The organism is Bradyrhizobium macuxiense, assembly GCF_001542415.1.
In the GTDB taxonomy this organism is placed as follows: domain Bacteria; phylum Pseudomonadota; class Alphaproteobacteria; order Rhizobiales; family Xanthobacteraceae; genus Bradyrhizobium; species Bradyrhizobium macuxiense.
The window spans coordinates 68,224-86,608 of the sequence record NZ_LNCU01000088.1; the positions used below are offsets into that span (position 1 = coordinate 68,224).

General features: G+C 63.9%; 14 protein-coding genes and 1 pseudogene. 8 read left to right on the plus strand and 7 right to left on the minus strand.

What is annotated here, in order from left to right:
* The first annotated feature begins 21 nt into the window (after positions 1–21).
* Positions 22–3,204 carry an efflux RND transporter permease subunit gene (locus tag AS156_RS25730; protein ID WP_066510277.1) on the plus strand — a complete coding sequence of 1,061 codons (3,183 nt, stop codon included), beginning with the start codon at positions 22–24 and terminating at the stop codon, positions 3,202–3,204.
* 116 nt (positions 3,205–3,320) lie between these two features.
* Here AS156_RS25730 and AS156_RS25735 read toward each other — a convergent pair whose 3' ends face one another.
* From AS156_RS25735 to AS156_RS25750, 4 genes are all read right to left on the minus strand, one after another.
* Positions 3,321–3,539: a hypothetical protein gene (locus AS156_RS25735; protein ID WP_066510278.1), complete on the minus strand. Its 219-nt coding sequence runs from the start codon at positions 3,537–3,539 to the stop codon at positions 3,321–3,323.
* A 253-nt stretch (positions 3,540–3,792) separates the two neighbouring features.
* Positions 3,793–4,593, minus strand: coding sequence for an SDR family NAD(P)-dependent oxidoreductase (locus AS156_RS25740; protein ID WP_066510282.1), 801 nt, complete (start codon positions 4,591–4,593; stop codon positions 3,793–3,795).
* A 1-nt stretch (position 4,594) separates the two neighbouring features.
* Positions 4,595–5,149, minus strand: coding sequence for a carboxymuconolactone decarboxylase family protein (locus AS156_RS25745; protein WP_066510284.1), 555 nt, complete (start codon positions 5,147–5,149; stop codon positions 4,595–4,597).
* A gap of 47 nt (positions 5,150–5,196) precedes the next feature.
* Positions 5,197–6,150 carry a hotdog family protein gene (locus AS156_RS25750; protein ID WP_066510286.1) on the minus strand — a complete coding sequence of 318 codons (954 nt, stop codon included), beginning with the start codon at positions 6,148–6,150 and terminating at the stop codon, positions 5,197–5,199.
* Between the two features lie 211 nt (positions 6,151–6,361).
* Here AS156_RS25750 and AS156_RS25755 point away from each other — a divergent pair, with 211 nt between their 5' ends.
* From AS156_RS25755 to AS156_RS25765, 3 genes are all read left to right on the plus strand, one after another.
* Positions 6,362–9,835 (plus strand): indolepyruvate ferredoxin oxidoreductase family protein, encoded by a 3,474-nt coding sequence (locus tag AS156_RS25755; protein ID WP_066510288.1) that lies wholly within the window; start codon positions 6,362–6,364, stop codon positions 9,833–9,835.
* A 145-nt stretch (positions 9,836–9,980) separates the two neighbouring features.
* Positions 9,981–10,433 (plus strand): hypothetical protein, encoded by a 453-nt coding sequence (locus AS156_RS25760; RefSeq protein ID WP_066510290.1) that lies wholly within the window; start codon positions 9,981–9,983, stop codon positions 10,431–10,433.
* A 386-nt stretch (positions 10,434–10,819) separates the two neighbouring features.
* A complete protein-coding gene (locus tag AS156_RS25765) occupies positions 10,820–11,638 on the plus strand; it encodes an aldo/keto reductase (protein WP_066510292.1) in 819 nt (272 codons plus the stop codon).
* An 81-nt stretch (positions 11,639–11,719) separates the two neighbouring features.
* Here the strand turns inward: AS156_RS25765 and AS156_RS25770 are convergent, their stop codons facing one another.
* From AS156_RS25770 to AS156_RS25780, 3 genes are all read right to left on the minus strand, one after another.
* The gene (locus tag AS156_RS25770) at positions 11,720–11,944 is read right to left on the minus strand and encodes a hypothetical protein (protein ID WP_066510299.1); all 225 of its coding nucleotides are present in this window, start codon (positions 11,942–11,944) and stop codon (positions 11,720–11,722) included.
* Between the two features lie 137 nt (positions 11,945–12,081).
* Positions 12,082–13,320, minus strand: a complete 1,239-nt coding sequence (locus AS156_RS25775) for an aminotransferase-like domain-containing protein (protein WP_066510301.1) — start codon at positions 13,318–13,320, stop codon at positions 12,082–12,084.
* A gap of 59 nt (positions 13,321–13,379) precedes the next feature.
* Positions 13,380–13,922: a DUF3124 domain-containing protein gene (locus AS156_RS25780; protein WP_245313075.1), complete on the minus strand. Its 543-nt coding sequence runs from the start codon at positions 13,920–13,922 to the stop codon at positions 13,380–13,382.
* Between the two features lie 57 nt (positions 13,923–13,979).
* Here AS156_RS25780 and AS156_RS25785 point away from each other — a divergent pair, with 57 nt between their 5' ends.
* The 4 genes and pseudogenes from AS156_RS25785 (at position 13,980) to AS156_RS25795 (ending at position 18,334) form a co-directional block, all read left to right on the plus strand.
* Positions 13,980–15,707 carry a cation:proton antiporter gene (locus AS156_RS25785; RefSeq protein ID WP_066510303.1) on the plus strand — a complete coding sequence of 576 codons (1,728 nt, stop codon included), beginning with the start codon at positions 13,980–13,982 and terminating at the stop codon, positions 15,705–15,707.
* Between the two features lie 55 nt (positions 15,708–15,762).
* The coding region (locus AS156_RS44955; protein WP_430641813.1) for a 3,4-dihydroxy-2-butanone-4-phosphate synthase at positions 15,763–16,053 on the plus strand (291 nt) is incomplete at its 3' end.
* Position 16,054: 1 nt separating this feature from the next.
* Positions 16,055–16,925 (plus strand): annotated as a pseudogene (locus AS156_RS25790) (3,4-dihydroxy-2-butanone-4-phosphate synthase); the annotation flags it as partial.
* 194 nt (positions 16,926–17,119) lie between these two features.
* Positions 17,120–18,334, plus strand: a complete 1,215-nt coding sequence (locus tag AS156_RS25795) for an acyl-CoA dehydrogenase (RefSeq protein WP_066510306.1) — start codon at positions 17,120–17,122, stop codon at positions 18,332–18,334.
* Positions 18,335–18,385: the final 51 nt, after the last annotated feature.

The window sequence follows — 18,385 nt, forward strand, 5'->3', positions numbered from 1 at the left end:
GCTGCGCCCCGGGGCATCACCATGAATCTCTCAAAATTCTTTATCGACCGGCCGATCTTTGCCGGCGTGCTGTCGATCCTGATCTTTCTGGCCGGCCTGATTTCGCTGCTGGCGATGCCGATCTCGGAATATCCCGACGTGGTGCCGCCGTCGGTGGTGGTGCGCGCGACCTATCCTGGCGCCAATCCGAAGGTGATCGCCGAGACGGTCGCGACCCCGATCGAGGAGCAGATCAACGGTGTCGAGGGCATGCTCTATATGAGCAGCCAGGCGACCACCGACGGCGCGATGACGCTCACGGTGACCTTCCGCCTCGGCACCGATCCCGACAAGGCGACGCAGCTGGTGCAGAACCGCGTGCAGCAGGCCGAGCCGCGCCTGCCGGCCGTGGTGCGCCAGCTCGGCATCATCACCAAGAAGAGCTCGCCCGACCTCACCATGGTGGTGCATCTGCTGTCGCCGAACAACCGCTACGATATGACGTATCTGCGCAACTACGCGGTGCTCAACGTCAAGGACCGGCTGGCGCGGATCGACGGCGTCGGCGATGTGCAGATCTACGGCGCCGGCGACTATTCGATGCGAATCTGGGTCGATCCGCAGAAGGCCGCCGAGCATAGCCTGACCGCGAATGACGTCGTGCGCGCGATCCAGGCGCAGAACGTCGAGGCCGCCGCCGGCGTGGTCGGCTCCTCGCCGAGCGTCAAGGGCCTCGACCTGCAGCTCTCCGTCAACGCCGAGGGGCGGTTGTCGACCGAGGAGCAGTTCGGCGACATCGTGGTGAAGACCGGGGCTGCCGGCGAGGTGGTGCGGCTGCGCGACGTCGCGCGCGTCGAGCTCGGGGCCTCCGAATACGGCCTGCGCTCGCTGCTCGACAACAAGCAGGCGGTCGCGCTGCCGATCTTCCAGGCTCCCGGCTCCAACGCGCTGCAGATTTCGGACAACGTCCGCGCCACGATGGCGGAGATCAAGAAGAACATGCCGGAAGGCGTGTCCTATCAGATCGTCTACGATCCCACCCAGTTCGTGCGCTCCTCGATCGAAGCCGTGGTCCACACGCTGCTGGAAGCAATCGTGCTGGTGGTGCTGGTCGTGATCCTGTTCCTGCAGACCTGGCGTGCCTCGATCATTCCGCTGCTCGCGGTGCCGGTGTCGATCGTCGGCACCTTCGCGGTCATGCATGTGTTCGGCTTCTCGATCAATGCGCTCAGCCTGTTCGGCCTGGTGCTGGCGATCGGCATCGTGGTCGACGACGCCATCGTCGTTGTCGAGAACGTCGAGCGCAACATCGAATCCGGCCTGTCGCCGCGCGACGCCACCAACCAGGCGATGAGGGAAGTGTCCGGACCGATCATCGCGATCGCGCTGGTGCTGATCGCGGTGTTCGTGCCGCTGGCCTTCATCTCCGGCCTCACGGGGCAGTTCTACAAGCAGTTCGCGCTGACGATCGCGATCTCGACCGTGATCTCGGCCATCAACTCGCTCACGCTGTCGCCCGCGCTGTCGGCGTTGCTGTTGAAGGGCCATCACGAGCCGAAGGACCGGCTGACGCTGATCATGGAGAAGGGGCTCGGCTGGTTCTTCCGTGGGTTCAACCGTGTCTTCACGCGTTCTTCGGAGAATTACGGCCGCACCGTCACCAAGGTGATCTACGGCAAGGCCGCGGTGATAGGCCTCTACGTCCTGCTGATCGGCGTAACTGGCGTGCTGTTCAAGCAGGTGCCGAGCGGCTTCGTGCCGGGCCAGGACAAGCAATATCTGGTCGGTTTTGCGCGACTGCCCGACGGCGCAACGCTCGATCGCACCGAGGAGGTGATCCGCAAGATGAGCGACATCGCGCTGACGCAGCCGGGCGTCGAGAGCTCGGTGGCGTTCCCGGGCCTGTCGATCTCGGGCTTCACCAACTCCTCCAACGCCGGCATCGTGTTCTCGACGCTGAAGCCGTTCGACGAACGCAAGGATCCCTCGCTGAGTGGTCCTGCGATCGCGGCCGCGCTGAACAAGAAATATGCCGGCATCCAGGAAGCCTACATCGCCATGTTCCCGCCGCCGCCGGTCAACGGTCTCGGCACCATCGGCGGCTTCAAGCTGCAGATCGAGGATCGCGCCGGTCTCGGCTATGAGGCGCTGAACGACGCGACCAAGGCGTTCATGGCCGCGATCCAGAAGGCGCCCGAGATCGCCGGCGCGTTCTCCAGTTTCCAGGTCAACGTGCCGCAGTTGTTCGCCGACATCGACCGCACCAAGGCGCTGCAGCTCGGCGTGCCCGTGACCGAGGTCTTCAACACGCTGCAGATCTATCTGGGCTCGTACTACGTGAATGACTTCAACAAGTTCGGACGGACCTATTCGGTCTATGTGCAGGCCGACGCCCCGTTCCGCGCGCGGGCCGACGATATCAGGCAGCTGAAGGTGCGCTCGTCGTCCGGCGACATGGTGCCGCTGTCGGCGCTGTTGAAGATCCGGCAGAGCGCAGGCCCGGAGCGTGCGATCCGCTACAACGGCTTCCTGTCGTCCGACATCAACGCCGCCGCGGCGCCCGGCTATTCGTCCGGCCAGGCGCAGGAGGCGGCGACGCGGATCGCGGCGGAAGTGCTGCCGCCGGGCTTTGCCTTCGAATGGACCGATCTGACCTACCAGGAGTTCATTGCCGGCAATTCCGGACTCTGGGTGTTTCCGCTGGCGATCCTCCTGGTGTTCCTGGTGCTGGCCGCGCTCTACGAGAGCCTGACGCTGCCGCTCTCGATCATCATGATCGTGCCTATGGGTCTGCTGGCGGCAATGTTCGGCGTCTGGCTGTCGAAGGGCGACAACAACGTCTTCACCCAGATCGGCCTGATCGTGCTGGTGGGCCTGTCGGCCAAGAACGCGATCCTGATCGTCGAGTTCGCGCGCGAACTCGAATTCGCCGGTCGCTCGCCGATCCGCGCGGCGATCGAGGCGAGCCGGCTGCGTCTACGCCCGATCCTGATGACGTCGATGGCGTTCATCATGGGCGTGCTGCCGCTGGTGCTCTCGACCGGCGCGGGCTCGGAGATGCGGCGCGCGATGGGCGTCGCCGTGTTCTCCGGCATGATCGGCGTCACGATCTTCGGCTTGTTCCTGACGCCGGTATTCTATGTGCTGCTGCGCGCCGCCACCGGCATGAAGCCGTTGACGCAGCACGGCGAGGCGACGATTCCGAATAAAGCGCACGCGGCATGATGCCGCGTGCCTGGAGCGTCTTCGCGCGAAGTGGATACCGTTTCGCTCCACAAAGCCGCGTCAAAACGAGAAACGAGAGCCTCGGACGAAGCTTCGTTCATGAACTTTTCGAAAGGTCAGGCTGCAATATCAAGCAGCAGTTGTGAGGAACCGCGGACCAGCACCTTGCGGCCCGCGGGCGTCAGCGCAAACGAATCGCCCCGCACTGCAACATAGCCGAGCGTGATCAGGCTATCGACCGCAAACCGGCTCAGTTTTGAGGGATTTGCTGCGGGAGCGCGCAGCGCTTTCAACGCGTCCCACTGATCTGGTCTGAGTTCGAGTTCTTCGCTCATGGATCTAGGCACCTTCCGTAGCGTTTTCCAGCGAAGTGGTTACCGGTTCGCTGGAGAAAACGCGTCAAACGACGCGTTGCATTCACGGGGTGCGAGATACAGAGCGCACATGAATTTCGTGCGACCACAACGAGTCAGGATTTCGATTTATGTGGACCCACCGTCACATCATCGTGTCATTGGATTATTTCAAGTTTTTCGAATCGTGATGCGTTGTGACGCGTGATGTTGTCACAGAGATTAATCGCCTTGGTTAACCGCGCCGCACGCTCGCGCCGCCGTCGACCGGCAACGTGACACCGGTCACGAAGTTGGCTTCATCGGACGCGAGAAACAGCGCGGCGTTGGCGACGTCCCAGCCGGTGCCCATCTTGCGGCGCAGCGGCACCTTGCTGTCGCGCTCGGCCTCGACCTCGGCACGGCTCTTCTTGAATTCGCGCGCACGGGTGTCGACCGCCATCGGCGTGTTCATCAGACCGGGCAGGATCACGTTAGCGCGAATGCCGTATTGCGCATTCTGGTACGCGAGCTGCTCGGTGAACGCGATCATCGCCGATTTCGTCGCCTTGTAGGCGACGTAGGGATAGGTCGTGATCGCGGCCATAGAGGAAATATTGATGATCGCGCCGTGCTGCTGCTGCCGCATGATCGGAATCACGTGCTTGGCAGCGAGGATGCAGCTCTTCAAATTGATCGCCACGCAGAGATCGAACGCCTCCTCGGTGATGTCGAGCAATTCCGCGTCGCCGCCGGACAGGCTGACGCCGACATTGTTGTGCAGGATGTCGACGCTGCCCCAGCGCGTGTGCGCATCCGTCACCATCGCCTTCATGTCGGCATTCCTGGTGACGTCGGCCTTGAAAGCCACTGCGGTGCCGCCCTTGGCCGCGATCAGATCGACGGTCTCCTGTGCCGAGGCCAGGTTGTGATCGACGCAAAGCACCTTCGCGCCTTCGCGGGCGAAGGTCAGCGCAGTGGCGCGGCCGTTACCGATGCCCTCGCCGGGGCTCTGTCCGGCCCCAACGACGATGGCGACACGATCTTGCAAGCGCATCTCACTTCACTCCCGGTAGCGGGTACTGTTGCAGTACCTCTTTGTAGGTTGGTTCGTTGTCGATCTTCATGGTGGCGAGCACGCGCACCACGGCGCAGTAGAACGCGATCGTCAGCACGAGGTCGGTCATATGCTCGTCGGACAGATGTGCCTTGATCTCGGCAAAGGTCGCATCCGACATCGCGAGCTCGCGGACCATCTCGCGGGCGCCCTTGAGGATCGCCTTCGCGAGCGGCTCTAGCTGCGACGGCTTGCCGTCGGTTTCCGCGATCAGGCCCTGGATGTCCTCGTCGGTGACGCCGAACTCCTTGCCGATCTTTACATGGTGGGTGAACTCGTATTCCGATTTTTCCAGCCAGCCGACCTGCAGGATGGCGAGCTCGCGCAGCCGCGGGTCAAGCTTGCTCTTGAAGCGGATGTAGCCGCCGATGCCGTTGAAGGCACGCGCCATGTCCGGCGAGTTCACCAACAGCTTGTGCAGATTGGTATTGCGCTTGAGCATGTCCCGATATTCGGGCGCAACCTGATCGGCTTCGAGGTAGGGCAGGCGGGCCATTATTGTTGTCCTTGGTTCGGCGGCTTGCGGGAGACGCGGCTGTCGCTTCAGCCGTAGAGCGCTTTGTACTCGTCTTGATAGTTGGCGTAGGAATCCTTCATGCTGGCGCCGTTGAGCAGCATGGTCGCGACCGGCTTGTCGTCGGCGTCACACACCGTCGTGCGCACCCACATGCTCTCGGTGCGCTTGCTGCCGGACAGCGCAACGACCTCGCGTTCGGCCCAATAGGTCTCGCCAGGGAACAGCGGCCCGCGCAGCAGCCGGATCTCCTGGTCGGCGAACAGTCCGACGGCGGGGCCGCGGACCGGCAGCCGGTCCTCGCGCGCCCGGTACTGGAACAGCACGCTCAGCATTTCCATCGGAATGATCGCCCGGCCCCAGGGGTTGTGCTCCTGCGCATAGTAACCATCCGAGGGCTCGGTGATCACCTTCAGCTTGTCGGCCAGCGAAAACGGATAGAGATCGCCCATGTTCTGGTCGAAATCCATCTTGATGGGTTGTCGCGCCGTCTTCATGCCGACCTTGATGTCGGCGAGGATGACTGGATCAGAAAGCGGCTTCAATTCGCCGAGCCGGTGGTTCAGTGCTGTCTCCGTGCCGTCGCCGCCAACAGAGGCCGTGCCGCGCAAAACCTCGGTGCCGTCGCGCTTGATCATCCCGATCGCGCACACGGTCTGGCCCGGCTTTGGCTTCTCGATCTGGGCCTGCACCTCTTCGCCTTCGAACACAGGGTTGCGGTAGTGCGCGGATAGGCAGCCAGTTTCGAACCAGGCCCGGCCCCAGATCCGCTCGCACAATGGCGCGAACTGGCTGAAATGCGTCGGGCCCTCGATCGTCCCGCCGCGAAAGCCGAGCTTCTGCGCGGTTGCGTCGTCGTGGATGGACGCGTGGGAGTCGTAGGTCTGCGCCTGGAGCATCTGCTTCGGGCCGCGCCACGGACCCACCAGCAGATTGCCGTTCTCCACGATTTCCGTCGTGAACGCGTTTTCGACCGTAATCATCCCTGGGTCTCTCCCTTTGGCCGTCAACGTTTCAAAGAAGCCGCGGTTCGGCAAGGGTTTGCGAAGGCAATGCCGAGATATGCCCTGCGGCCATGGAACGGGGGTTGTCCATGCATAGCAAAATCAGTGCATGCTGTTGCATGATGATGTTGCAGATAATGAGACCGGTTCGGACCGGCGTGCGGCAGATATTGGGACGGGGAGCCTGCTGATGGCGTTGATGGAAGTTGGACTGGACGACAAGTACCGGTTGGACGCGAAGCGAATCTTTCTTTCCGGTACCCAAGCGCTGGTCCGATTGCCCATGTTGCAGCGCGAACGCGATCGCGCCCATGGGCTGAACACCGCGGGTTTCATCTCCGGTTACCGCGGCTCGCCGCTCGGCATGTACGATCACGCGCTGTGGCGTGCGAAATCCTTCCTGAAGGAGCATGACATCGCCTTCGTGCCGGGCCTCAACGAAGACCTGGCGGCGACCGCGGTATGGGGCAGCCAGCAGGTCGGCATGTTTCCGGGCGCCAAGGTCGATGGTGTGTTCGGCATCTGGTACGGCAAGGGTCCCGGCGTCGACCGTTCGCTCGATGCTCTCAAGCACGCCAATTCTGCCGGCACCTCGCCGAATGGCGGCGTGATCGCGCTGGCCGGCGACGACCATGGCTGCCAGTCCTCGACGCTGGCGCACCAGAGCGAGCAGGTGTTCGCCTCGGCGCTGATGCCGGTGGTCAATCCGGCAACGCTGCAGGACTATCTCGATCTCGGCATCCTCGGCTTTGCGTTGTCGCGCTATTCGGGCTGCTGGGTCGGTTTCAAGGCGATCTCGGAGACGGTGGAAAGCTCGGCCTCGATCGTCAGCGATCCCGATCGCATCAAGATCATCATGCCTGACGATTTCGAGATGCCGCCGGGTGGCCTCTCGATCCGCTGGCCGGATCCGCCGCTCGATGCGGAGCGGCGGCTGCATGGGCTGAAGATGGACGCGGTCGCTGCGTTCACCCGCGTCAACCGCTTCGACCGCATCGTGCTCGATTCGAAGCCGGCGCGGCTCGGCATCATGGCGACGGGCAAGGCCTATCTCGATCTGCGCCAGGCGCTCGCCGATCTCGGCATCACCGACGCCGATGCGCAGGCGCTGGGCTTGCGCATCTACAAGGTGGCGCTGACCTGGCCGCTGGAGGAGCGCGGCGCGCGCGCCTTCGCCGAAGGCCTGCAGGACGTGCTCGTGGTCGAGGAGAAGCGCGGCTTCATTGAGGATCAGCTGGTCCGCATCCTCTACAACGTGGACGCTGCGAAGCGGCCCTCGGTGGTCGGCAAGCGCGATGAGAGCGGCGCAACGCTGCTGCCGAGCGAGGGCGAACTGACGCCGACCATGGTCGCGGCCGCGGTCGTGGCGCGGCTGCGCCGGCTCGGCCATCGCAGCCCGATGCTGGAGCAGCGGCTCGCCAAGCTCGAGGCGTTCGATCGGCCGGCCGAGGGCATCGGCGCAGGCAAGCTGCAGCGCACGCCGTATTTCTGCTCGGGCTGTCCGCACAACACCTCGACCAAGGTCCCGGAAGGCAGCCGCGCGATGGCCGGCATCGGCTGCCACGGCATGGCGCTGTCGATTCCCGCCCGCCGCACCCAGACCATCTCGCATATGGGCGCCGAGGGCGTCGCCTGGATCGGGCAGGCGCCGTTCACCAGCGAACAGCACGTCTTCCAGAATCTCGGCGACGGTACCTACACCCATTCCGGCCTGCTGGCGCTGCGCGCGGCGGCAGCGGCGGGCGTCAACATCACCTACAAGATTCTCTACAACGACGCGGTCGCGATGACGGGGGGCCAGCCGGCCGAAGGCAGCTTTACGGTGTCGCAGATCGCCCACCAGGTCGCGGCCGAGGGGACAAAACGGCTCGCGATCGTCTCTGACGATCCCGACAAGTATCCCGCCAACTATTTCCCGGCCGGCGCCAGCGTGCACCATCGCCGCGAGCTCGATGCCGTGCAGCGGAGCTTGCGCGAGATTCAGGGCCTGACGGTTCTGATCTACGACCAGACCTGCGCGGCCGAGAAGCGCCGCCGCCGCAAGCGCGGCACCTATCCCGATCCGGCCAAGCGCATCTTCATTAACGAGCGCGTCTGCGAAGGCTGCGGCGATTGCTCGGTGGCTTCGAACTGCGTCTCGGTACAGCCGCTGGAGACCGAGTTCGGCCGCAAGCGACGCATCGACCAGTCGAACTGCAACAAGGATTTCTCCTGCGTCGAGGGCTTCTGCCCGAGCTTCGTCACCGTGCTCGATCCCAAGCTGCGCAAGGCCGACCGCACCGCGGCCGATCCCAAGGCGCTGTTTGCCGACCTGCCGACGCCGCCTACTGCTGCGCTGACCGACCCCTACAACATCCTGATCACCGGCATCGGCGGCACCGGCGTCATCACGATCGGCGCGCTGCTCGGCATGGCCGCGCACGCCCAGGGTCTCGCCTGCTCGACGCTCGACTTCACTGGCCTGTCGCAGAAGAACGGCGCTGTCATGAGCCATGTCCGGCTCGCGCCGGCGCCCGACATGCTGACCACGGTCCGCATCGCGCCCGGCAATGCCAATCTGATCCTCGGCTGCGACCTCGTCGTTGCGACCAGCGCCCCGGCGTTGAGCCGGTCCGAGCGCGGCGTCACCCGTGCCGTCATCAACGCCGATCTCTTGCCAACCGCGAGCTTCGTGATCGATCCGGACATCGATTTCGAGGCCGGCGCGATGCGCGATGCGCTGAACGGCGCAGTGACGCCTGGCGACCTCGACATCCTCGATGCCACCGGGCTCGCCACCGCGCTGATGGGTGACAGCATCGCGACCAACGCCTTCATGCTCGGCTTTGCCTTCCAGCGCGGCGCGATCCCGCTATCGCTGGAAGCGATTCTGAAGGCGATCGAGCTCAACGGCGCCGCGATCGAGATGAACAAGACGGCGTTCTCGTGGGGCCGGCTCGCTGCGCACGATCTGCAGCGCGTGGTCAGCGCCGCGCGCTTCAAGAGCGCAGGTAGCGCGCCCGCCAAGCGGACGCTGGATGAGACGATCGCCTATCGCGCCAGGTTCCTCGCCGACTATCAGAACGAGGCCTATTCGAAGCGCTATCTCGACGACGTCGCGCGCGTGCGTGCGGCCGAAGCGACGGCAGCGCCAGGCTCGCACGACCTGACCGAAGCGTTTGCCAAGGGCCTGTTCAAGCTGATGGCCTACAAGGACGAATACGAGGTCGCGCGGCTTTATTCGGATGGCGAGTTTGCCAAGGCCCTGCGGGAGCAGTTCGACGGCAATCCGAAAATGAAGGTGCTGCTGGCGCCGCCGTTGCTCGCGCAACGCGATCCCGCCACCGGGCGCCTGCAGAAGCGCGAGTTCGGTCCGTGGATCTTCCAGGCCTTCAGCATCCTGGCGCGGCTGAAGGGTCTGCGCGGCACCGCGTTCGACATCTTCGGCTACACCGCTGAGCGCAAGATGGAGCGCGCATTGCCGGTCGAGTATTCGGCGATGATCCTGCGTCATCTCGACGGCAAGAAGCCACTCGATCTGCCGCGGCTGGTGGCGCTGGCGAAGTCCGCCGATCTCGTGCGTGGCTATGGCCACATCAAGGAAGCCAACGTCGCCCGCTACCGCACCGAATGCGCGCGGCTGGAAAGCGCGATCGGCCGGCCGGTGGCGCAGGCGGCCGAATAGGGTGCTGCAGCCGGCCGCGGTTGGGGAACCCTCCGCGGCCGCCAATCGTTGACCGGGAACCTTGCCCGCAGCATCGGCTGGATTTGCGTGGCCGGGCTCCTACATGATCACCGTTCCGTTTTGAGTGATTTCAGGAGGCCGTTCGATGGTCCTGAAAAGCGCTTTTGTTGCAGCCTTTTGTTCCGCGTCCCTGGTGGTGGGTGGCGTGGCGTTTGCTGACGAGTACCGTCCGAGCGAGTTCTTCAGCCTCGATCTCTCCAAGGCAGTGCTGTCGCCGAAGCCGCTCGGCCCGCCGGCCAAGTTCGAGCCGGTCCCGGTCGAGGCCAATTCCGCCCCCAGCGCCGATACATCACAGGCCAACGCCGAGCCGAAGGTCGAGGACACAAAGGTCGCGCCGCAGAAGGCCGTACGCACCGCCAAGGTGACGGCGGAGCCGGCCGAGAAGAAGGCGCCGGTCGAGAAGAGGCGGGCAGCCAGGCACGTCCCCGCGCGCGCCAAGCTCGCCCGCCGCCACAGCAACCCGCTCGACGCCCAGGCGCGCGACATCCGGATCCAGACCTGGCCGTGCCGGTCCGGCGGCATCTGCAACTGGCGGTGAGGCGATCCGTTTAGCCATTGCGCGCGCCTTGGCCCAGGCCCGTCATCCCCGCGCGCGAAGGCTTCGCCTTCGTCGCTGGAGGAGCGTGCCCTTGCGCGCGTCTCGAAGGATGCACGGCCCGGCTGGTGGCCGTTCGCCCTTCGAGACGGCCGCTCTGCGGCCTCCTCAGGGCGACGGGTCTAACTTCGAGCGGAGATCCGGCCGGACATCGAGCAGAACGGCTGAACCGGTCGCGGCTTCTTGATGCCGGACATCTTGCATCGCCGACGCCCTTACGCGCAAATTGCACGTTGGCAGCTCTGCCACTTCAATCACTTCTCTCAATCGATTGTTCGCGCGACGCCGCTGTCTCTCTTTGGCGGCTGGTATCTCTTCAGGAGTCATCCATGGAAAATCTGCAAACACAGGGCATCGACCTGCCGCGGCTCGGGCTTGGCACCTTCCGCATGCAGGGCGATGCCTGCCGCGCGGCGGTCGAGAGTGCGCTGGGGCTCGGTTACCGGCATATCGACACGGCCGAAATGTACGGCAACGAGGAGCCGATCGGCGCTGCGATTGCGGCCGCGAAGATCGCGCGCAAGGATCTGCATGTGACCACCAAGGTCTGGCAAGAGAACCTGGCGCCCGATGCGATCCGAAACGCCTTCGATGCCAGCCTGAAGAAGTTGCACCTCGATCACGTCGATCTCTATCTGGTGCATTGGCCGTCGCGTTCCATGAACCTGCCGGCGATTTTCGAGACGCTGATGAAGCTGAAGGAGGAAGGCCGCACCCGCGCGATCGGTGTCGCGAACTTCACGACGGCGCTGCTCAAGACCGTGGTCGAGGACATCAGGGCGCCGATCGCCTGCAACCAGGTCGAATACCACGCGATGCTGGACCAGACGCCGTTGCGAAAATATCTCGTCGCGAAATCGATTCCGCTGGTGGCCTATTGTCCGCTGGCGCAGGGTCGCTTCGCAACCGACGAGACGCTCGCCCGGATCGGCGACAAGCACGATGCAACGGCCGCACAGGTCGCGCTGAAATGGTTGCTCGACCAGGACGGTGTTGCGGCGATCCCGAAAGCCTCGCGTCCCGAAAGCCAGAAGGCCAATCTCGACGCACTGAAGGTCAAGCTCGACGACGAGGACCGCAAGGCGATTGCCGCGCTGCCCAAGGACACGCGCTGCGTCAATCCGGGCTTCGCCCCGGCGTGGGATTGATGAAGGGGCCTTGCACCGCGACTCTAAAGCGCTTCGTAAAGAAAATGGCTCCGCGAGGAGCCATTTTCCGTTGTATCGGCCTTAGTAATCGCGGTGTCTCTTCACGATCATGTCGCGGTCGTGATGATGGCGCCAGCCATTGTGCCAGCCGTAATCACGGCGCATCTCGGCGTGCGCGTTCCAGCCGCGATTCCAGTTATGATGATAGCCGCCACGGCCGACCACGATCGTATCTGCGCTCGCGATCGACGGCACCGCAACGGCAAGCGCACCGATCGTCGCGAAGACATATCCAAGCTTGCTCATCTCATCCTCCTCAAGTGGTGAGGATAAAACATCGCGCGCATTGAAACGTTCCGAAAGAACCCGATGAGTTTTCTGAACAGACGTTCAGCATCGTCGCGTTACAGCGAACGGAACGGGCTGATCTATCGTGCCACGAGCTAGCCGCGCTTCTCGACATTGCTGCTCCGCGCCGGCACGCCGAATTCCTTCCGGCACACTTCGGCGAGCACGGCGACGCCTTCGCGAATCTGCTGGTGCGAGGGGCTCGCGAAGCAGAGCCTGAGCCGGCTGCCGGAATGTGCGCTGTTGGTCGACCATTCTGGTCCCGGATTGATCGAGACGCCGGCGGCGAGCGCGGCCTGATAGAGCTTCATCGTGTCGACATTGTCGGGCAGCTTGACCCAGAGGAAGATGCCGCCCTTCGGTGCTTCGAATTCGGCCGCGGTACCGAACTGCTCGTTCAAAGCCTCCATCAGCGTGTCGAGCTTGGCGCGCAGGCCGCGCGTCAGCCGCGGCACGTGGGTAGCGAAATGCGGCACGCAATATTCGGCGAGCACCATCTGCTCCAGCGCGCCGGAGCCTGCATCGGTCTTCAGCGGAAGCATCCGCGACATCATTGCCCAGGGCGCCACGACGAAGCCGACGCGCAGCGCCGGTGCGATCGATTTGGAGAACGAGCCGATGTGGATCACGCCGCCATGCTTGCTCATGGCGTAGATCGCGGGCGGCCGCTGGCCGCTCCAGATCAGATCGGCGTAGCAATCGTCCTCGAAGATCGGCACGCCGTATTCCTGCGAGAGCTTCAGCATCTCGGCGCGGCGGCTTTCGGGCAGGATCGAGCCGGTCGGGTTCTGCACCGTCGGGATGGTGTAGATGTATTTCGGCGTAATGCCGCGCCGCTTGTGGTCGGCGAGCGCTGCGGCCAGCGCATCCATCCGCATGCCGTCGCCATCGAGCGGAATGCCGACCGCCTTGACGCCGAGCCGGGTCAGCCGGTTCAGCGAACCCTGATAAGTTTCCTGCTCGATCAGCACGGTGTCGCCCTTGGCGAGCAGGGTGTGATTAACCAGATCGAGTGCCTGCAGCGAGCCGGAGACGATCATGACTTCGTCCGCTGTGCAGACGATCCCGGCGTCGAGCTTCAGCTTCTGCACCAGGAATTCGCGCAGGGGCAGGTAGCCCTGCGGCCCGTGTGCCAGGTTGTAGGTCGCGAGATTCCTGCCGTCACGCTTCAGCACAGCGTTGACCGCCTCCAAGAGCCCGTCGACAGGGACCTGCTCGGGATCGTTATTGCCGCCGACGAAGCTGTACTTCGCAAGCCCGGTCCACCGCGCGGCCGGCGCGGGCAGGCCAGCCGGGAGCAGGGGTGCAAAATCGAACTGGGCTGAGGTGGACATGGATGTTTCGCTCCGTTTTGTTGTCGTTGAGAGGGCCGTATTCTCGGCCCTCCGTGAGGCTAGTTCTTGCCGACCAGCTTGACCGGCCGGCCTTGAGTGATGAAGGCGTAGTGTCCAGCGCCGACGCTGCCGACCATCAACGCCTCCACCGCTGGTTCCGCGATCTCGCCGGCGGCGGCCCAGTCGACCACGAAATTGGCGCCGGTGCCGCCGCGGGTATCGGTCGTGGCGATAAAGACCTCGATGGTCGCAAATGGTTTTAGCGCGACCGGCGATTTGAGGTAGCTCTCCACCATCTTGCCTGATGTGTCGAAATAGGCGATCCGCTTCAGCACCAGCGGCTTCGTTTCCGAGGCGTTGTGCACGCTCAGCGTCACCGAGAAATCGGCCCTGAGCTTGCCCTGGCTCATCGACACGCTGGAATAGACCGGCACATAGAATGCACCAGACGCGCTGAGGCTGTCCGACGGTACAGTGGTCAGCGAGTTCGCAAAATTTTGTTCAATACTTCCGGGGGATTGTGCTAGCGCCTCTGCCGTGGGCGCGGTGAGCAGGCAGGCGAGAATCGCCAGAAAAAAGCTGCCTGCGCGGATGTGACACATTGCTCGTTTGATCCTCACGCCCAGCCCTCTAGGTTGCGGCACAGGAAGCCTTGACGCATGCACGAACTTATTCGCGATATCACGCTCTGTATCCTGTTTGCCTGGGGGCTCGGGCTGTTGGCCCATTTCTCCCGGCAGCCGCTGATCCTGGCCTACCTTATCGCCGGCTTTTTCATTGGTCCATTCGGCATGGGCTGGGTCAAGTCCCAGGAATCGATCAGCGTCATCTCCGAGCTCGGCCTGATCTTCATGCTGTTCATGATCGGGCTGGAAATCGACCTGAAGAAGATCGTCCGCGCCGGCAAGGTGATTCTGTTCGCCGGCGCCGGCCAGCTTCTGGGCGGCTGCCTGCTCGGCATCCTGTTCTTTGCAGGAATCGGGCTTTCGATCGGCGGCGGCAAGTTCGATGCACTCTATCTCTGCGTCGCCTGTGCGCTGTCCTCGACGGTGATCATCGTCAAGGTGCTCTACGAGAAACGCGAGCTCGACACGCTGCCCGGCCGAATCACGCTCGGCGTGCTGGTCTTGCAGGACATCTTCGCGATCCTGTTCCTGGCGGTGCAGCCGAGCCTCGACAATCTGCAGATCAGCGTCGTGCTGATGTCGATCGGACGGGTCGCGGTACTGGTCGCGACCGCGCTGGTGTTGAGCCGCTATGTACTGCCGCGGTTGTTCCACCAGATCGCGCGCCGGCCGGAGCTGGTGCTGCTCGGCGCGCTCGCCTGGTGCTTCCTGATCGGCGAGATCGCCGAGCAGCTGCATCTGTCGCGCGAGATGGGCTCGCTGGTCGCCGGCGTGTCGATCTCGACGTTCCCCTATGCGCTCGACGTCACCGCGAAAGTGACCACGCTGCGGGATTTCTTCATCACCCTGTTCTTCGTCGCGCTCGGCATGACGATCCCGATTCCCGGCCTGTCAGTGATCGGGCTGGCGCTCGTCATCGCGGCATTCACCGTGGCGAGCCGGCTGGTGACGACGTTCGCGCCGCTCTATTTGATGAAGCAGGGCCTGCGTGCCAGCCTTCTGCCGGCGATCAACCTGGCGCAGATCTCCGAGTTTTCGCTGGTCGTGATCCAGACCGGGATTGCCGCCAACCACATCTCGACCGAGACCGCGAGCGCCGCCTCGTTCGCCTTCGTGGTGCTGGCGGTGCTCTCGACCTTTGCGATGGGACGCAGCGACCAGATCGTGCGCGGCCTGATCGGTCCGCTCAAGCGGATCGGCCTCCGCGACCTCGACCATGGCGAGCAAGGCGAAGGTGGACAGGAGGGCGGCCATGGCGAGATCAGGCGGATCGTCATCCTCGGCTTTTTCCGTGCGGCGAGCGCGCTGCTGAGCCAGATCGAGCGCCAGAACGAGTCGCTGCTCGAGCAGATCAGCGTCGTCGACTTCAATCCGCTGGTGTTCCGCACGCTGTCCGACCGCGGCCTGCACGTGATCTATGGCGATATCAGCAACGTCGATACGCTGGTCCATGCCGGCATCGGCAAGGCCGAGATCATCATCCTGAGTGTGCCGGATTTCCTGCTTGTTGGCGCCGACAACGAGAAGCTGGTACGCCACGTCCGCACCCTGAACCCGACCGCGAAGATCGTCGCGACCGCGGATCTCCTGGCCGACGTCGACGACCTCTACGCCGCCGGCGCCGACTATGTCACGGTCACCCGGATCAGCGACGCCGGCGAGCTCTATGCCGTGATCGAAGCCACCGACGCCGGCCTGCTCGACGACAAGCGCGCCGAGATGGACGCCCAGCTCGGTGAGCGGCGCGAGGTCCTGCCGTAGAAGCTCGCTGCATCCGGGCTTCGGGTGCCCGTCACCGTCCTGGTATGCCTGCGGGATGCATGGCGGGTTGCATAATGATACTGGCGCGCGGTTCGGAACCCGGCTAAGCCACTCCTGCAAAAAACGAGATGTCAGGACAATGCCCGATACGATCCAGGAAGTGCTGCAAGCCTTTGCAAAGGGTGAACTCGTTGTCGTCACCGACGATGACGACCGGGAAGGCGAGGGCGACCTGATCGTCGCGGCGTCGTTCTGCACAGCGGAAAAGATGGCCTTCATCATCCGCCACACCTCCGGCATCGTCTGCGCGCCGATCACCACCGATGACGCCCGACGGTTGCGGCTCNCGACCCGATGGTGGCACACAACGAGTCCAACCACACCACGGCCTTCACCGTCTCGATCGACTACAAGCCCGATGGCGGCACCGGCATCTCCGCCGACGAACGTGCCTCGTGCTGCCGCGCGCTCGCCAATCCCAATGCCGGGGCCAACGACTTCGCGCGCCCCGGTCACATCTTTCCGCTGATCGCCCGCGACGGCGGCGTGCTCCTGCGCTCCGGCCATACCGAGGCCGCGGTCGATCTGTGCCGGCTCTCGGGCCTGCCGCCGGTTGGTGTCATCAGCGAGCTGATGAACGACGACGGAACCGTGATGAAGGGCGTGCAGGTCGCGAAATTCGCCGCCGCCAACAATCTCAAGCATGTCACGATCGCGGACCTGATTGCCTATCGCCAGGCACGCGAGAAGCTGATCGAGCGGGTCGCGACCTTCACCACCGAAAGCCCGATCGGCCCCCTGCAGGGCTATGCCTATCGCTCGCCATTCGACGAGATCATGCACGCCGCCTTCGTCTATAACGGCATCGGCGACGGCAAGGACGTGCTGACGCGGTTGCACAAGCCCAACATCGTCAAGGACCTGTTCACCGGCCAGGCGCGGATGGAAGCCGTGTTGCGGCAGTTCAAGAATGCCGGCCGCGGCGTGCTGGTATATTTGCGCGATGGTGCCGCGGGTGTTCCGGTCGAGCCGGTCGGCGAGACGAAGAGCGCGGAAGCCGACCGTAACAAGCAGTGGCGCGAAGTCGGCGTCGGCGCGCAGATCCTGCGCGATCTCGGCGTCACCTCGATCCGAAACCTCACGTCGTCGGTGCACGACTACAAGGGCCTGTCCGGCTTCGGCATCGAGATCGTGTCGAACGAAAAGCTGGAGCACTAGCATCCCCGTCATTCCGGGGCGATGCGTCAGCATCGAACCTCAGGGGGCGCAATTGCGCCCCGGGGAATCTCGAGATTCCGGGTTCACGCGTGCGCGTGCCCCGAAATGACAGTGAGTGATCACCAATTGCGCTTCGCAGCATAGCGCTTTAATTTATCCGCCAATTCCGAGAGACCTATGCGAAAGGATGTTTCATGAGCGTGAGCCCCAAGGCCAAGGACAAGCCGGCAGCGGCTTCTTTCCAGTGGGATGATCCGTTCCTGCTCGACGACCAGCTCACCGAAGATGAGCGCCTGATCCGCGACACCGCGCGCGCCTATGCGCAGGACAAGCTCCTGCCGCGCGTCACCAAAGCCTATCTCGAAGAGAAGACCGATCGCGAAATCTTCAACGAGATGGGCGAGCTCGGCCTGATCGGCGTGACGTTGCCGGAGGAATATGGCTGCGCCAATGCGAGCTATGTGGCTTACGGCCTCGTGGCGCGCGAGATCGAGCGCGTCGACAGCGGCTATCGCTCGATGAACTCGGTGCAGACGTCGCTGGTGATGTATCCGATCTACGCCTATGGCGATGAAGCCCAGCGCAAGAAGTATCTCCCGAAACTCGCGACCGGCGAATGGGTCGGCTGCTTCGGCCTGACCGAGCCGGACGCCGGTTCCGATCCCGGCGGCATGAAGACCCGCGCCGAAAAGGTTGCCGAGGGCTACAAGCTCAACGGCGCCAAGATGTGGATCTCGAATGCGCCGATCGCCGACGTGTTCGTGGTCTGGGCCAAGTCGGCCGCGCATGACAACCAGATCCGCGGCTTCATCCTGGAGAAGGGTATGAAGGGCCTGTCGGCGCCGAAGGTCGGCGGCAAGCTCTCGCTGCGCGCCTCGATCACCGGCGAGATCGTGCTCGACAACGTCGTGGTGCCGGAAAGCGCGCTGCTGCCCAACGTGTCCGGCCTGAAGGGTCCGTTCGGTTGCCTCAACCGCGCCCGCTACGGCATCTCCTGGGGTGCGATGGGCGCTGCCGAGGATTGCATGCATCGCGCGCGGCAGTACACGCTCGACCGCAAGCAGTTCAACCGGCCGCTCGCCGCCACCCAGCTGGTGCAAAAGAAGCTCGCCGACATGGAGACCGAGATCGCGCTCGGCCTGCAGGCCTCATTGCGCGTCGGCCGCCTGATGGACGAAGGCAAGATGGCGCCGGAGATGATTTCGATCGTCAAGCGCAACAATTGCGGCAAGGCGCTCGACATCGCCCGCATGTCGCGCGACATGCACGGCGGCAACGGCATCCAGATCGAGTATCACGTGATGCGCCACACCGCGAACCTGGAAACCGTGAACACATACGAGGGCACCCACGACGTGCATGCCCTGATCCTCGGCCGCGCGATCACCGGCATCCAGGCGTTTTCGTAAAGCGCTTGCTCGTCATTCCGGGGCGCGCCGATGGCGCGAACCCGGAATCTT

What these genes read in the sequence shown, in the direction of transcription:
- AS156_RS25730 (WP_066510277.1), top strand. Translation starts at nt 22, where the DNA reads ATGAATCTCTCAAAATTCTTTATCGACCGGCCGATCTTTGCCGGCGTG.
- AS156_RS25735 (WP_066510278.1), bottom strand. Translation starts at nt 3,539, where the DNA reads ATGAGCGAAGAACTCGAACTCAGACCAGATCAGTGGGACGCGTTGAAA.
- AS156_RS25740 (WP_066510282.1), bottom strand. Translation starts at nt 4,593, where the DNA reads ATGCGCTTGCAAGATCGTGTCGCCATCGTCGTTGGGGCCGGACAGAGC.
- AS156_RS25745 (WP_066510284.1), bottom strand. Translation starts at nt 5,149, where the DNA reads ATGGCCCGCCTGCCCTACCTCGAAGCCGATCAGGTTGCGCCCGAATAT.
- AS156_RS25750 (WP_066510286.1), bottom strand. Translation starts at nt 6,150, where the DNA reads ATGATTACGGTCGAAAACGCGTTCACGACGGAAATCGTGGAGAACGGC.
- AS156_RS25755 (WP_066510288.1), top strand. Translation starts at nt 6,362, where the DNA reads ATGGCGTTGATGGAAGTTGGACTGGACGACAAGTACCGGTTGGACGCG.
- AS156_RS25760 (WP_066510290.1), top strand. Translation starts at nt 9,981, where the DNA reads ATGGTCCTGAAAAGCGCTTTTGTTGCAGCCTTTTGTTCCGCGTCCCTG.
- AS156_RS25765 (WP_066510292.1), top strand. Translation starts at nt 10,820, where the DNA reads ATGGAAAATCTGCAAACACAGGGCATCGACCTGCCGCGGCTCGGGCTT.
- AS156_RS25770 (WP_066510299.1), bottom strand. Translation starts at nt 11,944, where the DNA reads ATGAGCAAGCTTGGATATGTCTTCGCGACGATCGGTGCGCTTGCCGTT.
- AS156_RS25775 (WP_066510301.1), bottom strand. Translation starts at nt 13,320, where the DNA reads ATGTCCACCTCAGCCCAGTTCGATTTTGCACCCCTGCTCCCGGCTGGC.
- AS156_RS25780 (WP_245313075.1), bottom strand. Translation starts at nt 13,922, where the DNA reads ATGTGTCACATCCGCGCAGGCAGCTTTTTTCTGGCGATTCTCGCCTGC.
- AS156_RS25785 (WP_066510303.1), top strand. Translation starts at nt 13,980, where the DNA reads ATGCACGAACTTATTCGCGATATCACGCTCTGTATCCTGTTTGCCTGG.
- AS156_RS25795 (WP_066510306.1), top strand. Translation starts at nt 17,120, where the DNA reads ATGAGCGTGAGCCCCAAGGCCAAGGACAAGCCGGCAGCGGCTTCTTTC.